This is a genomic window from Vibrio parahaemolyticus (genome assembly GCF_900460535.1).
GTDB lineage: Bacteria > Pseudomonadota > Gammaproteobacteria > Enterobacterales > Vibrionaceae > Vibrio > Vibrio parahaemolyticus.
In genome coordinates this window covers 204,443-218,919 of record NZ_UHIL01000001.1, presented here as the reverse complement: position 1 = coordinate 218,919, position 14,477 = coordinate 204,443, and the positions used below count along the sequence as shown (strand labels likewise).

Genomic DNA, 14,477 nt, shown 5'->3' with positions numbered 1-14,477 from the left:
TGTGATTACAATTCCGCCTCTTTGTTGAGAGGCGTCGGTTGTTCTTCTCTATATAAAGAGCTTCTTTATAAAGAAAACAGATGCCCACGCCGGGTTTAACAAGAACCTAAAACTACTGATCAGTAAAGGTAATTATCATGAAACGCACTTTTCAACCTACAGTTCTAAAGCGCAAGCGTACTCACGGCTTCCGTGCTCGCATGGCAACTAAGAACGGTCGTAAAGTTATCAACGCACGTCGTGCAAAAGGCCGTGCGCGCCTATCAAAATAATCGCTAGTTTATTTTGAACACGTACGCGTTTAATCGGGAGTTACGCTTGTTAACTCCCGAGCATTATCAAAACGTCTTCCAGCAAGCTCACCGAGCTGGCTCGCCTCATTTCACCATCATTGCTCGCAATAACAAACTTTCTCATCCACGATTAGGTTTAGCTGTTCCGAAAAAGCAAATCAAAACTGCTGTCGGTCGTAACCGCTTTAAGCGTTTGGCTCGTGAAAGCTTTCGTAACTCTCAACATCAGCTTCCAAACAAAGATTTTGTTGTGATCGCGAAGAAAAGCGCGCAAGATTTAAGCAATGAGGAAATTTTTAAGTTGTTTGATAAGCTATGGCAACGCCTGTCTCGCCCTTCACGTGGATAGCCATTGGGCTCGTTTATCTTTATCGCTGGTTTATCAGCCCTCTGATTGGTCCTCGTTGCCGGTTCACACCAACTTGTTCCACTTACGCGCTAGAAGCTTTGAGAGCTCACGGTTTTGTAAAAGGATGTTGGTTATCAGGCAAACGTCTATTAAAATGCCACCCTTTGAATGAAGGGGGGTATGACCCCGTTCCACCAGTCCAAAAACAAGACAGAGATAACTAACGATGGATTCTCAACGTAATATCCTGCTCATCGCTCTGGCACTGGTTTCTTTCTTGCTATTTCAACAATGGCAAGTCGCAAAGAATCCAGCACCTCAAGCGGTTGAACAGGCTCAATCAAGCAGCACTCTACCTGCACCATCTTTTGCTGATGAGCTGGACCCAGTTCCTGGTCAACAGCAAGCTTCTGCAAAAACTATCACAGTAACGACTGATGTTTTAACTCTGTCGATCGACACCGTTGGTGGCGATGTGGTACATGCCGACCTAAACCAATACTCTGCTGAACTTGATTCATCAGACCCATTCGTTCTGCTAAAAGACACACAAGGTCATCAATTCATCGCACAAAGCGGTCTTGTTGGTCCTCAAGGTATCGATCTAAGCAGCTCTAACCGTCCTCACTACAATGTGAGCGCAGACAGCTTCACTCTAGCTGACGGTCAAGACGAACTACGCGTTCCGATGACATTTACTGCAAACGGTATCGAATACACAAAAACTTACGTATTAAAACGCGGCAGCTACGCGCTGAACGTTGAATACGATGTAGCGAACAACTCTGGTAACAACGCAACCTTCGGTATGTACGCACACCTACGTCAAAACCTAATGGACGCTGGTGGTAGCATCACAATGCCAACCTACCGTGGCGGTGCTTACTCAACTGAAGATACTCGTTACAAAAAATACAGCTTTGAAGATATGCAGGATCGTAACCTGTCTATCAACCTAGCAGATGGCCAAGGTTGGGCAGCAATGATCCAACACTACTTCGCAGCTGCTTGGATCCCTCGTAACGAACCAGGTACTAACCTTTACACTCGCGTAATTGGCAACCTAGGCGATATCGGCGTACGTATGCCGAACAAAACGATCGCGACGGGTGACCAAGCGAAGTTTGAAGCAACACTTTGGGTTGGTCCTAAGCTACAACAAGAAATGGCAGCAGTGGCACCAAACCTAGACCTAGTAGTGGACTACGGCTGGCTATGGTTCATCGCTAAACCACTTCACTCACTGCTTGCTTTCATCCAAAGCTTCGTGGGTAACTGGGGTGTGGCAATCATCTGTTTGACCTTCATCGTTCGTGGTGCAATGTACCCACTAACGAAAGCGCAATACACGTCTATGGCGAAAATGCGCATGCTACAGCCTAAGCTGCAAGCTATGCGTGAGCGTATTGGCGACGACCGTCAACGCATGAGCCAAGAGATGATGGAACTGTACAAGAAAGAGAAAGTAAACCCACTGGGTGGCTGTCTTCCTCTTGTTCTACAGATGCCTATCTTCATCGCACTATACTGGGCGCTAATGGAATCGGTTGAGCTTCGTCACTCTCCATTCTTCGGTTGGATTCATGACCTTTCAGCGCAGGACCCTTACTACATCCTGCCACTACTGATGGGTGCTTCAATGTTCCTAATCCAGAAGATGAGCCCAACAACCGTAACGGATCCAATGCAGCAGAAGATCATGACCTTTATGCCGGTTATGTTTACCTTCTTCTTCTTGTTCTTCCCATCAGGCCTAGTTCTGTACTGGTTGGTGTCGAACATCGTTACTCTGATCCAGCAAACCTTGATTTACAAAGCGCTGGAGAAAAAAGGCTTACACACTAAGTAACCTTTAACAAAAGAATAAGAAAGGCGGCCAAAAGGTCGCCTTTTTGTTTTTGGCTGATTACAATTCAGCTAATTAATAGTGATGGCTCCACCGAGCCCAGCTCAAAAGGCAAGATTATGACTACAGATACGATTGTCGCTCAAGCTACTGCACCCGGTCGTGGTGGTGTCGGCATTATTCGTGTTTCAGGCCCTAAGGCCAACCAAGTGGCATTGGAAGTCACAGGGAAGACTCTAAAACCGCGTTACGCTGAATACCTGCCGTTTCAAGCCGAAGACGGCACGGTGCTCGACCAAGGCATTGCACTGTACTTCCCTAACCCGCACTCGTTCACGGGCGAAGACGTATTAGAACTGCAAGGTCACGGTGGCCCAGTGGTCATGGATATGCTGATTAAACGTATTCTGGGCATAGCTGGCGTACGAGCAGCCCGTCCTGGTGAGTTCTCGGAACGTGCGTTCTTGAACGACAAGATGGACTTGACTCAGGCAGAAGCGATTGCCGACCTGATTGATGCTAGCTCTGAAGAAGCAGCGAAATCGGCGCTACAATCGCTACAAGGCCAGTTCTCGCAGCGTATTCAAACGCTGGTGGAATCACTGATTCATCTTCGCATCTATGTGGAAGCGGCCATCGACTTCCCTGAAGAAGAAATCGATTTTCTTGCCGATGGTAAAGTTGCAGGAGATCTGCAAGCTATCATCGATAACCTCGATGCGGTACGCAAAGAAGCGAACCAAGGCGCGATCATGCGCGAAGGCATGAAAGTCGTGATTGCTGGTCGTCCAAATGCGGGTAAATCAAGCCTACTGAACGCGCTGTCGGGCAAAGAGTCCGCAATCGTAACAGACATCGCAGGTACCACGCGTGACGTGCTGCGTGAGCACATCCATATTGACGGTATGCCTTTGCACATCATCGATACTGCTGGCTTGCGTGACGCTTCTGATGAAGTCGAAAAAATCGGTATCGAACGCGCTTGGGATGAAATCGCGCAAGCCGACCGCGTACTGTTTATGGTGGATGGCACAACGACCGATGCCACCGATCCAAAAGAAATTTGGCCCGATTTTGTCGATCGCCTGCCAGAAAGCATTGGCATGACGGTGATCCGCAACAAAGCGGATCAAACAGGTGAAGATATGGGGATCTGTCATGTGAATGATCCTACTCTGATTCGCCTTTCAGCAAAAACCGGGGCGGGTGTCGATGCGCTGCGTAACCACCTAAAAGAGTGCATGGGTTTCTCAGGTAATACTGAGGGTGGCTTTATGGCGCGCCGTCGTCACTTGGACGCACTAGAACGTGCAGCTCAACATCTGCAAATCGGCCAAGAGCAACTTGAAGGCTATATGGCAGGTGAAATCCTTGCCGAAGAGCTACGCATCACTCAGCAGCACCTGAATGAGATAACCGGGGAGTTCAGCTCTGACGACCTACTCGGGCGTATCTTCTCTTCATTCTGTATTGGTAAATAATCCAATACGCGGCACAAAACCTTGTTTTAGTGCCGCGTTTCTTTTTATATGGACACATCCATTCGCGATTCACATCGTGTCCATTGCATTCAAAAGGAAGAAGTATGATCCACATTATTACAGGTAGCACTCTTGGTGGTGCGGAATACGTCGGTGATCACCTGAGCGATCTGCTCGTTGAACAAGGATTTGAAACCACGATCCACAACCAACCGTCATTAGACGAGATCGATAACCAAGGGACTTGGCTTGTGATCACCTCCACCCACGGTGCGGGGGAATATCCAGACAATATTCAACCTTTCATCGCAGCATTGCAAAATACGCCACCTAAGATGGCCGACGTGAAGTTTGCAGTCATTGCGATTGGTGATTCGAGCTACGATACGTTCTGCGCTGCCGGTAAGCACGCTTACAACTTGTTAGAAGATATTGGCGCAACGCCGATTGCAGATTGCTTGTTGATTGATGTACTGGCTCATGACGTCCCAGAAGATGCTGCAGAAGCATGGTTAAAAGAGAATATCGAGCGCTTTTAACCCCATACTCATCTCCTACAGAGTCGCGATGCGGCTCTGATTTCCCCTCTGTGAATAACCTTCCGTAGAAAAAATCTTTTCAACTGAACAAAAAACACCCAAACCATCTGTGGATAAGTCAGGTAAGATCCAGTGGTTTTCCTTTAGTTATCCAAATAACAACTTTGATCTATTTTATCCCCTGTGTATAAACCCCATTTTTGATCCCAGGTAATCCTCGATCAGATCCAACCATGATCACAAGATATGATCCAAAGAAGATCCATGATCTTGTTGATCATTTTTCACTTATCCACAGAAGTCGTCGATCCTAATAATAGATCCAATAAAAGATCATATATATAGATCTTATATATATTTATCTTGAAGCCTAAAACGGAAAAACGAGAAAACGATTTTCTCTCTGGCATAAAGCAGGTAAAATACTGCTCCTTTATCTGTCCATTAAATCCTTTGAATACCTGAGGTCAGTTCATGCTTTATCACGAAAACTTTGACGTCATTGTTGTCGGTGGCGGACACGCAGGAACGGAAGCCGCGCTCGCATCTGCACGCACAGGACAAAAAACTCTTCTCCTTACCCATAACATCGATACATTAGGCCAGATGTCTTGTAATCCGGCGATTGGTGGTATCGGTAAAGGCCACTTAGTAAAAGAAGTGGATGCTATGGGCGGTTTGATGGCAGAAGCTATCGACCATGCAGGTATTCAATTTCGTACACTAAATGCTTCGAAAGGTCCTGCAGTACGAGCTACTCGAGCTCAAGCCGATCGCGCTCTGTACAAAGCGTACGTACGCAACGCATTAGAAAACGCGCCAAACCTAACTCTGTTCCAGCAATCGGTTGATGATCTGATTGTTGAACAAGATCGCGTTGTTGGCGTTGTGACTCAAATGGGTCTTAAATTCCATGCCAAAGCGGTTGTGCTGACCGTAGGTACTTTCCTTGGTGGTAAGATCCACATTGGTATGGAAAGTTCTTCAGGCGGTCGCGCTGGGGATCCACCATCGATCGCATTGGCGGATCGCTTACGTGAGTTGCCATTCCGAGTGGATCGTCTAAAAACGGGAACACCACCACGTATTGATGCTCGCACGGTTGATTTCTCAGTGCTAGAAGCGCAACACGGTGACAACCCAACACCAGTTTTCTCATTCATGGGTAAGCGCGAACACCATCCGCGTCAAATTCCTTGTTTCATTACGCATACCAATGAACAAACTCATGAAGTGATCCGCAATAACCTAGATCGTAGCCCAATGTACGCAGGTGTGATCGAAGGAATTGGCCCACGTTACTGTCCGTCTATCGAAGACAAAGTGATGCGCTTTGCGGATAAGAACAGCCACCAAATTTTCATTGAACCTGAAGGTCTTACCACGCACGAGTTATACCCGAATGGTATTTCCACCAGCTTGCCGTTTGATGTTCAAGTTCAAATCGTTCGTTCAATGAAAGGCTTCGAGAACGCACACATTGTTCGTCCTGGTTACGCGATTGAGTACGATTTCTTCGATCCACGTGATTTGAAGCAAACTTACGAGACTAAATTCATCAGTGGTCTATTCTTTGCTGGCCAAATCAACGGTACAACAGGCTACGAAGAAGCGGCGGCACAAGGCTTAATGGCGGGCTTGAACGCAAGCTTGTACAGCCAAGGCAAAGAAGGCTGGAGCCCGCGCCGTGACCAAGCATACATGGGCGTTCTGATTGATGATTTGTCGACCATGGGTACCAAAGAACCGTACCGCATGTTCACTTCTCGCGCGGAATACCGCCTATTGCTTCGAGAAGACAACGCCGACCTTCGTTTGACAGAAAAAGCTCGTGAACTTGGCTTGATTGATGATGTTCGTTGGGCGCGTTTCAACGAAAAAATCGAGAACATGGAAACCGAGCGTCAGCGTCTGAAGTCTACTTGGGTAAACCCGAACTCGGCGGGCATTGATGAACTGAACAAACTGCTGAAAACGCCAATGGCGCGTGAAGCAAGTGGTGAGGATCTTCTGCGTCGTCCAGAGATCTCATACTCACAATTGACTCAACTTGATGCCTTTGCTCCTGCTCTTGAAGATCAACAAGCGGCAGAACAAGTAGAAATTCAGGTGAAATACGACGGTTACATCAAGCGTCAGCAAGAAGAGATCGAAAAATCACTTCGCCACGAACACACAAAACTGCCTGCGGATTTGGATTACAAAGACGTAAAAGGTTTGTCGAACGAAGTGGTTGCGAAACTGAGCGAAGCCAAACCGGAAAGTATTGGCATTGCTTCGCGTATTTCCGGCATTACGCCTGCAGCGATTTCAATTCTTCTTGTGCATCTGAAGAAGCACGGCTTGCTGAAAAAAGGCGAGGAAGAGTAATGAGTGCACTACGAACCAAGCTTGATTCACTGATTGCACAGACCGATTTAGACGTTTCAGAAAAACAACGAGAGCAGTTAGTCGGTTACGTCGAGCTGCTCGATAAGTGGAACAAAGCGTACAACCTAACTTCGGTTCGCGATCCTCTAGAGATGTTAGTGAAACATATCCTTGATAGCATCGTGGTCGGCACGCATCTGCAAGGTGAACGTTTTATCGATGTGGGCACTGGCCCAGGATTGCCAGGTATTCCTTTGGCGATCATGCATCCGGAGAAAACGTTTTTTCTGCTCGATAGCCTCGGTAAGCGCATCCGTTTTATCAAGCAAGTTGTCCACACGTTAGGTTTGAAAAACGTGACACCAATTCAAAGTCGAGTCGAAGAATTCCAACCGGAAGAAAAATTTGATGGCGTTTTGAGTCGAGCTTTTGCTTCAATGACGGACATGGTGGAATGGTGCCACCATTTGCCGAAAGAACAAGACGGCGTCTTTCTTGCGTTGAAAGGACAGCACCCTAAAGATGAAATGGATCTGCTTCCTGAATGGTGTAGTGTGACCGAGATCATATCTTTAGCTGTTCCTGAGTTGGAAGGCGATCGTCATCTAGTAATCTTATCGCGCAAGGAAAATTAGCGAGGTAGTCGTGGGTAAAATTGTAGCAATCGCCAACCAGAAAGGTGGGGTCGGCAAAACAACAACGTGCATTAACTTAGCGGCTTCGATGGCGGCAACAAAGCGCAAGGTTTTGGTGATCGATCTCGACCCTCAAGGCAATGCTACGATGGCCAGTGGTGTCGACAAATACATGGTTGATGCCACCGCATACGATCTTTTGGTGGAGGAAACCCCATTTGATCAAGTGGTCTGTACTCAAACGACAGGGAAGTACGATCTAATTGCTGCCAACGGAGACGTAACGGCAGCTGAGATCAAATTGATGGAAGTGTTCGCGCGAGAAGTTCGTTTGAAAAACGCACTGTCGACAGTTCGCGATAACTATGATTTCATCTTTATTGATTGTCCTCCTTCTCTAAACCTTCTTACAATCAATGCTATGGCTGCAGCCGACTCTGTGCTGGTGCCGATGCAATGTGAATACTTTGCGTTAGAAGGTTTAACTGCTCTTATGGATACGATCAGCAAGTTAGCGGCTGTGGTAAACGAAAACCTCAAGATTGAAGGTTTACTGCGTACGATGTACGACCCGCGCAACCGCCTGTCTAATGAAGTATCCGACCAACTTAAAAAGCACTTTGGCAATAAAGTCTACCGTACTGTCATCCCGCGTAATGTGCGTTTGGCAGAAGCCCCAAGTCACGGTAAACCAGCGATGTACTACGACAAGTACTCAGCTGGTGCCAAAGCGTATCTTGCTCTAGCGGGCGAAATGCTCCGCCGCGAAGAAATCCCAGTTTAACTCTAACCTAAGGAATTCAATCCATGTCTAAGCGTGGTCTAGGAAAAGGACTGGATGCGTTGTTGTCGACCAGTTCGTTTGCTCGTGAAAAACAGCAAATTGCATCGCAAAGCCAAGCCTTGTCAGCAGACGGTGAACTCACTGAATTAGCCATTGGCCAATTACAGCCGGGGATCTACCAACCGCGTAAAGATATGGCACCTGAAGCGCTTGAAGAATTAGCGGCTTCTATTCAATCGCAAGGCATTATCCAGCCGATCGTGGTTCGTCAGGTTGTTGGCGGACAGTTTGAGATCATCGCTGGCGAACGTCGCTGGCGTGCCGCTAAACAAGCAGGCTTGAAACGCGTGCCTTGCTTGGTTAAGAAAGTTGAAGACCGCGCAGCTATTGCTATGGCTTTGATCGAAAACATTCAGCGTGAAGACTTGAATGTGATTGAAGAGGCGCAAGCATTGGAGCGCCTGCAAGATGAGTTCTCGCTAACGCATCAGCAAGTGGCGGATGTGATTGGTAAGTCAAGAACTACCGTGAGTAACTTGTTGCGTCTCAACCAATTGGATGCCGACGTCAAACGCTTGGTGGCGGAGAAACAACTTGAAATGGGTCATGCTCGTGCGCTGCTGGCACTGGAAGGTGAACAGCAAGTCGAAGTGGCTCAAATGGTGGCAAAAAAGCAAATGACGGTTCGACAAACCGAACAGTTAGTAAAAAAGTGCTTAGCCCCACAAAATGAGCAAAAAGCTCAACAAGAAGATACCGAAGCCGAGCAAATGTCGCATAAATTGAGTCAACTACTTGATGCGAAGGTTTCCTTAAGCCGTTCTGCAAACGGAAAAGCGAAGTTGACGATAAGTATTGATGAGCCTCACAAATTAGACCAACTAATTGCCAAGCTAGAGGCCTAGATGAGATAATTGATTTAGGTCAATTAATCTAATTAATCGAATTTTGTGCGAAAGTTGTCGTTTTGTAAACAAAACTGTAAGTTTTTGATGCAATATAATTGCATTAACTCCGACTGAACGTATAATTTTCGCCAATTTCCCTGCACATAGAGAATTAGTGCGAAGTGGATATTACTAGAGGTACGAATACATGGTAGCTGCGTTAGCTAGACCAGGACGAGAGCTCGCAAGGCAATTGTTAATGATCCAGTCTGGCGCGGTTATTTTTGTGGCAGCAGGAATGGCGGTAGCCGTAAATCCTGAATGGGGAATTTCAGCGTTGATTGGTGGTGGCATCTTTGTTGCCGCCAATGCAGTATTCGCGCTATGTGCTTTTATGTTTAGTGGGGCTCGCGCTGCCAAGCGCATCGCTGCGTCCTTCTACACGGGCGAAGTACTGAAAATTCTCATCACGGTTGCACTGTTCTACGTTGCCTACATGTATATGCAGGTGGAACTCGTTCCCCTCAAACTAACCTATTTGCTGGTACTAGGTATTAATATCTGTGCACCAGTGCTATTCATTAACAACAAAAAATAGGATGAGTTATGGCTGCGCCAGGTGAAGCGCTAACATCGTCCGGATACATTGCCCACCACCTTTCTAACCTATCGCTGTATAAGTTAGGCTTAGTAGGGTCGGAGACAAGTTTCTGGAACGTACATATCGATAGCCTGTTTTTTTCTTGGTTTACTGGTTTAATCTTCCTCGGAATTTTTTACAAAGTAGCAAAGAGAACAACAGCGGGTGTACCGGGTAAGCTTCAGTGTGCTGTAGAAATGATCGTTGAATTTGTCGCCGATAACGTCAAAGACACGTTCCATGGACGCAACCCACTGATCGCGCCTTTAGCACTGACTATCTTTTGTTGGGTATTTTTGATGAACGTGATGGACTTAGTCCCGATCGACTTCTTACCATACCCAGCAGAGCATTGGCTAGGTATTCCTTACCTTAAGGTCGTACCTTCTGCTGATGTGAATATCACCATGGCTATGGCTCTAGGCGTTTTCGCATTGATGATCTACTACAGCATCAAAGTGAAAGGTCTAGGTGGATTCGCAAAAGAACTTGCACTACATCCATTCAATCACCCACTGATGATTCCGTTTAACCTACTGATCGAAGTGGTATCGCTACTTGCGAAACCTCTTTCACTTGGTATGCGTCTATTCGGTAACATGTTTGCGGGTGAGGTTGTATTCATTCTTTGTGCGGCAATGCTACCATGGTACTTACAATGGATGGGTTCACTACCGTGGGCAATCTTCCATATCTTGGTTATTACGATTCAAGCCTTCGTATTTATGATGTTGACAATTGTTTACCTGTCAATGGCACACGAAGACTCTGATCATTAATTTTTTAAGCTTTTTATTTGGGCACTAAGCCAACAACTATAAATTGGAGATAGTAATGGAAACTTTACTGAGCTTTTCTGCAATCGCCGTAGGTATTATCGTCGGTCTTGCTTCTCTTGGTACAGCGATTGGTTTCGCACTACTAGGTGGTAAATTCCTAGAAGGTGCAGCACGTCAACCAGAAATGGCTCCTATGCTACAAGTTAAGATGTTCATCATCGCAGGTCTACTTGATGCGGTTCCAATGATCGGTATCGTAATCGCGCTACTATTCACATTTGCAAACCCATTCGTTGGTCAACTAGGTTAATCACCTTTAACTCGGGACAAGCTTTAGCTTGTCACTGATTAACACTAAGTCCAAATAGAGGGGTAGCTGTTGTGAACATAAACGCAACTCTGCTAGGTCAAGCAATCTCGTTCGCACTATTTGTGTGGTTCTGCATGAAGTATGTATGGCCACCATTGATGCAAGCGATTGAAGAACGTCAGAAAAAAATTGCTGATGGTCTTCAAGCAGCTGAACGTGCTGCTAAAGACTTGGATCTAGCACAAGCCAACGCTTCTGATCAGTTGAAAGAAGCGAAGCGCACAGCAACTGAGATCATCGAACAAGCGAACAAGCGTAAGTCTCAAATTATTGATGAAGCTCGCGAGGAAGCTCAGGCAGAACGCCAGAAAATCCTAGCGCAAGCGGAAGCAGAACTTGAAGCTGAACGTAATCGTGCACGCGATGAGCTGCGCAAACAAGTTGCTACTCTGGCTGTAGCTGGTGCTGAGAAAATCCTTGAGCGTACAATCGATAAAGATGCGCAAAAAGATATTCTCGACAACATTACTGCAAAACTTTAAGTCTGGGGGCGCATATGTCTGATTTGACTACAATCGCACGCCCCTATGCTAAAGCAGCCTTCGACTTTGCGGTAGATAAGGGCCAGCTAGACCAATGGGGTCAAATGCTGTCTTTTGCTGCTGAAGTTGCCAAAAACGAACAAATGAATGAGCTTCTAACCAGTTCATTCTCTGCTGAAAAAATGGCAGAAATCTTTGTTGCAGTTTGTGGTGAACAAGTTGATGCGCACGGTCAAAACCTTCTTAAGGTTATGGCTGAGAATGGTCGTTTAGCGGCCCTTCCTGATGTTTGTGAGCAATTCTTCATTCTGAAGAAAGAGCATGAGAAAGAAATCGATGTTGAAGTCATTTCAGCATCAGAGCTTTCTGATGAACAACTTGCAAATATTGGCAGCAAACTTGAAGCGCGTCTTGAACGCAAAGTGAAGCTGAATTGCAGTGTAGATGAGACCCTACTTGGTGGGGTTATTATTCGAGCCGGAGACCTAGTCATCGATGACTCAGCGCGTGGTCGTTTGAACCGCCTGAGCGATGCATTGCAGTCTTAATGGGGATTGGAGCATGCAACTTAATTCCACGGAAATTAGCGATCTGATCAAACAGCGTATCGAATCTTTCGAAGTTGTTAGTGAAGCTCGCAACGAGGGTACTATCGTATCGGTAAGCGATGGTATCATCCGCATCCACGGCCTAGCGGACGTGATGCAAGGTGAAATGATTGAATTACCGGGTGGCCGTTATGCACTGGCACTTAACCTTGAGCGTGACTCGGTTGGTGCGGTAGTAATGGGCCCATATGCTGACCTTAAGGAAGGCATGAAAGTTACAGGTACTGGCCGCATTCTTGAAGTGCCAGTTGGTCCAGAACTACTAGGCCGCGTAGTAAACACGCTGGGTGAGCCTATCGATGGTAAAGGTCCAATCGAAGCGAAATTGACTTCACCTGTAGAAGTTATCGCACCAGGTGTAATCGACCGTAAATCGGTAGACCAACCTGTACAAACTGGCTACAAATCAGTTGACTCAATGATCCCTATCGGTCGTGGTCAGCGTGAGCTTGTAATCGGTGACCGTCAGACTGGTAAAACAGCAATGGCGATCGATGCGATCATCAACCAGAAAAACTCTGGTATTTTCTCAATCTACGTAGCAATCGGTCAGAAAGCATCGACTATCGCTAACGTAGTTCGCAAACTAGAAGAGCACGGCGCGCTAGCAAACACTATCGTTGTTGTTGCATCTGCTTCTGAATCTGCAGCGCTACAATACCTAGCGCCATATGCAGGTTGTGCGATGGGCGAATACTTCCGCGATCGCGGCGAAGACGCACTGATTGTTTACGATGATCTATCTAAACAAGCGGTAGCTTACCGTCAGATCTCTCTACTACTAAAACGTCCACCAGGCCGTGAGGCATTCCCAGGTGACGTATTCTACTTACACTCACGTCTACTAGAGCGTGCAGCTCGTGTAAACGAAGAGTACGTAGAGCGTTTCACTAACGGTGAAGTGAAAGGTAAGACTGGTTCTTTGACTGCTCTTCCTATCATCGAAACTCAAGCAGGTGACGTTTCAGCATTCGTACCGACTAACGTAATCTCGATTACCGATGGTCAGATCTTCCTACAAACTGAGCTATTCAACGCAGGTGTACGTCCAGCGGTTGACCCAGGTATCTCAGTATCTCGTGTAGGTGGTTCAGCTCAGACGAAAATCATCAAGAAACTATCAGGTGGTATCCGTACAGCACTAGCTGCATACCGCGAACTAGCAGCATTTGCTCAGTTCTCTTCTGACCTTGATGAAGCAACGAAGAAACAGCTAGACCATGGTCAAAAAGTTACAGAACTAATGAAGCAGAAGCAGTACGCTCCAATGTCTGTATTTGACCAAGCACTAGTTATCTTCGCGGCAGAGCGCGGTTACCTTGACGATGTAGAATTGAACAAAGTTCTAGATTTCGAGGCGGCTCTACTATCGTACGCTCGCGGTCAATACGCTGAATTAGCAGCTGAGATCGACAAGTCTGGTGCTTACAACGATGAAATCGAAGCTCAGTTGAAGAAACTGACTGACGACTTCAAAGCAACCCAAACTTGGTAATTAGGTCGGTGGCAGTTTCTGCCACCAACTAACGGAGAGTAACGATGGCCGGCGCAAAAGAGATACGTAATAAAATCGGTAGTGTTAAAAGCACGCAGAAAATTACGAAAGCGATGGAAATGGTAGCAGCTTCAAAAATGCGTCGCTCTCAAGATGCAATGGAAGCTTCTCGTCCATACGCTGAAACAATGCGTAAAGTGATCGGTCACGTGGCAAACGCAAATTTAGAGTACCGTCATCCGTACCTAGAAGAGCGTGAAGCGAAACGTGTTGGTTACATCATCGTTTCGACAGACCGTGGTCTGTGTGGTGGTTTGAACATCAACGTGTTCAAAAAAGCCGTTACAGATATCCAAACATGGAAAGAGAAAGGCGCTGAAATTGAGCTGGCAGTGATTGGCTCGAAAGCAACGGCTTTCTTTAAACATGGTGGCGCAAAAGTTGCGGCACAGGTTTCTGGCCTTGGCGATAGCCCTAGCCTAGAAGACCTAATCGGTTCTGTTGGCGTAATGCTTAAGAAATACGATGAAGGTGAACTGGACCGTCTATACGTAGTGTTCAACAAGTTTGTGAACACTATGGTTCAGCAACCAACGATCGATCAATTGCTACCTTTGCCTAAATCGGACAGCAAAGAGATGCAGCGTGAGCACTCATGGGACTACATCTATGAGCCTGAGCCAAAGCCTCTACTGGATACGCTATTAGTGCGTTACGTAGAGTCTCAGGTATACCAAGGTGTGGTTGAGAACCTTGCTTGTGAGCAAGCGGCTCGAATGATTGCGATGAAGGCTGCAACGGATAACGCAACCAACTTGATTGAAGATCTGGAACTTGTGTACAACAAAGCCCGTCAGGCTGCGATCACACAAGAACTGTCGGAAATCGTTGGTGGTGCATCTGCGGTTTAAGCTTAGGT

General features: G+C 46.6%; 17 protein-coding genes. All 17 read left to right on the top strand.

Annotation, left to right across the window (positions count from 1 at the left end; translation table 11 throughout):
• Positions 1-137: 137 nt before the first annotated feature.
• The 17 genes from rpmH to atpG all read left to right on the top strand — a co-directional run bounded on the left by rpmH (position 138) and on the right by atpG (position 14,469).
• The gene (gene rpmH, locus DYB02_RS01180) at positions 138-272 is read left to right on the top strand and encodes a 50S ribosomal protein L34 (RefSeq protein ID WP_005378825.1); all 135 of its coding nucleotides are present in this window, start codon (positions 138-140) and stop codon (positions 270-272) included.
• 46 nt (positions 273-318) lie between these two features.
• Positions 319-642, top strand: coding sequence for a ribonuclease P protein component (gene rnpA / locus DYB02_RS01175; RefSeq protein ID WP_015296021.1), 324 nt, complete (start codon positions 319-321; stop codon positions 640-642).
• A complete protein-coding gene (yidD, locus tag DYB02_RS01170) occupies positions 609-866 on the top strand; it encodes a membrane protein insertion efficiency factor YidD (RefSeq protein ID WP_005378822.1) in 258 nt (85 codons plus the stop codon). The genes rnpA and yidD overlap by 34 nt, the downstream gene beginning before the upstream one ends.
• Positions 867-868: 2 nt before the next feature.
• The gene (gene yidC, locus DYB02_RS01165) at positions 869-2,491 is read left to right on the top strand and encodes a membrane protein insertase YidC (RefSeq protein ID WP_005497514.1); all 1,623 of its coding nucleotides are present in this window, start codon (positions 869-871) and stop codon (positions 2,489-2,491) included.
• Positions 2,492-2,607: 116 nt separating this feature from the next.
• The gene (gene mnmE / locus DYB02_RS01160; RefSeq protein ID WP_005458483.1) at positions 2,608-3,969 is read left to right on the top strand and encodes a tRNA uridine-5-carboxymethylaminomethyl(34) synthesis GTPase MnmE; all 1,362 of its coding nucleotides are present in this window, start codon (positions 2,608-2,610) and stop codon (positions 3,967-3,969) included.
• A 104-nt stretch (positions 3,970-4,073) separates the two neighbouring features.
• A complete protein-coding gene (mioC, locus tag DYB02_RS01155) occupies positions 4,074-4,508 on the top strand; it encodes an FMN-binding protein MioC (protein ID WP_005458506.1) in 435 nt (144 codons plus the stop codon).
• Positions 4,509-4,982: 474 nt separating this feature from the next.
• A complete protein-coding gene (gene mnmG / locus DYB02_RS01150; protein ID WP_005481156.1) occupies positions 4,983-6,878 on the top strand; it encodes a tRNA uridine-5-carboxymethylaminomethyl(34) synthesis enzyme MnmG in 1,896 nt (631 codons plus the stop codon).
• Entirely contained in the window at positions 6,878-7,513 is a 636-nt protein-coding gene (gene rsmG, locus DYB02_RS01145; protein ID WP_005458456.1) for a 16S rRNA (guanine(527)-N(7))-methyltransferase RsmG, read from the top strand. The genes mnmG and rsmG overlap by 1 nt, the downstream gene beginning before the upstream one ends.
• 10 nt (positions 7,514-7,523) lie before the next feature.
• Positions 7,524-8,297 (top strand): ParA family protein, encoded by a 774-nt coding sequence (locus DYB02_RS01140; RefSeq protein ID WP_005458453.1) that lies wholly within the window; start codon positions 7,524-7,526, stop codon positions 8,295-8,297.
• A 23-nt stretch (positions 8,298-8,320) separates the two neighbouring features.
• The gene (locus DYB02_RS01135) at positions 8,321-9,202 is read left to right on the top strand and encodes a ParB/RepB/Spo0J family partition protein (RefSeq protein ID WP_005458443.1); all 882 of its coding nucleotides are present in this window, start codon (positions 8,321-8,323) and stop codon (positions 9,200-9,202) included.
• Positions 9,203-9,392: 190 nt separating this feature from the next.
• On the top strand, positions 9,393-9,782 hold the full coding sequence (locus tag DYB02_RS01130; RefSeq protein ID WP_029845612.1) for a F0F1 ATP synthase subunit I: 390 nt from the start codon (positions 9,393-9,395) through the stop codon (positions 9,780-9,782).
• Positions 9,783-9,790: 8 nt separating this feature from the next.
• On the top strand, positions 9,791-10,603 hold the full coding sequence (gene atpB, locus DYB02_RS01125; protein WP_005458499.1) for a F0F1 ATP synthase subunit A: 813 nt from the start codon (positions 9,791-9,793) through the stop codon (positions 10,601-10,603).
• A gap of 55 nt (positions 10,604-10,658) precedes the next feature.
• Entirely contained in the window at positions 10,659-10,913 is a 255-nt protein-coding gene (gene atpE / locus DYB02_RS01120) for a F0F1 ATP synthase subunit C (RefSeq protein WP_002540812.1), read from the top strand.
• 71 nt (positions 10,914-10,984) lie between these two features.
• Positions 10,985-11,455, top strand: a complete 471-nt coding sequence (gene atpF, locus DYB02_RS01115; protein WP_005458451.1) for a F0F1 ATP synthase subunit B — start codon at positions 10,985-10,987, stop codon at positions 11,453-11,455.
• A gap of 14 nt (positions 11,456-11,469) precedes the next feature.
• A complete protein-coding gene (atpH, locus tag DYB02_RS01110) occupies positions 11,470-12,003 on the top strand; it encodes a F0F1 ATP synthase subunit delta (protein WP_005481164.1) in 534 nt (177 codons plus the stop codon).
• A 13-nt stretch (positions 12,004-12,016) separates the two neighbouring features.
• Positions 12,017-13,558: a F0F1 ATP synthase subunit alpha gene (gene atpA, locus DYB02_RS01105; RefSeq protein ID WP_005457301.1), complete on the top strand. Its 1,542-nt coding sequence runs from the start codon at positions 12,017-12,019 to the stop codon at positions 13,556-13,558.
• Between the two features lie 44 nt (positions 13,559-13,602).
• Entirely contained in the window at positions 13,603-14,469 is an 867-nt protein-coding gene (gene atpG / locus DYB02_RS01100) for a F0F1 ATP synthase subunit gamma (protein WP_005457304.1), read from the top strand.
• Positions 14,470-14,477: the final 8 nt, after the last annotated feature.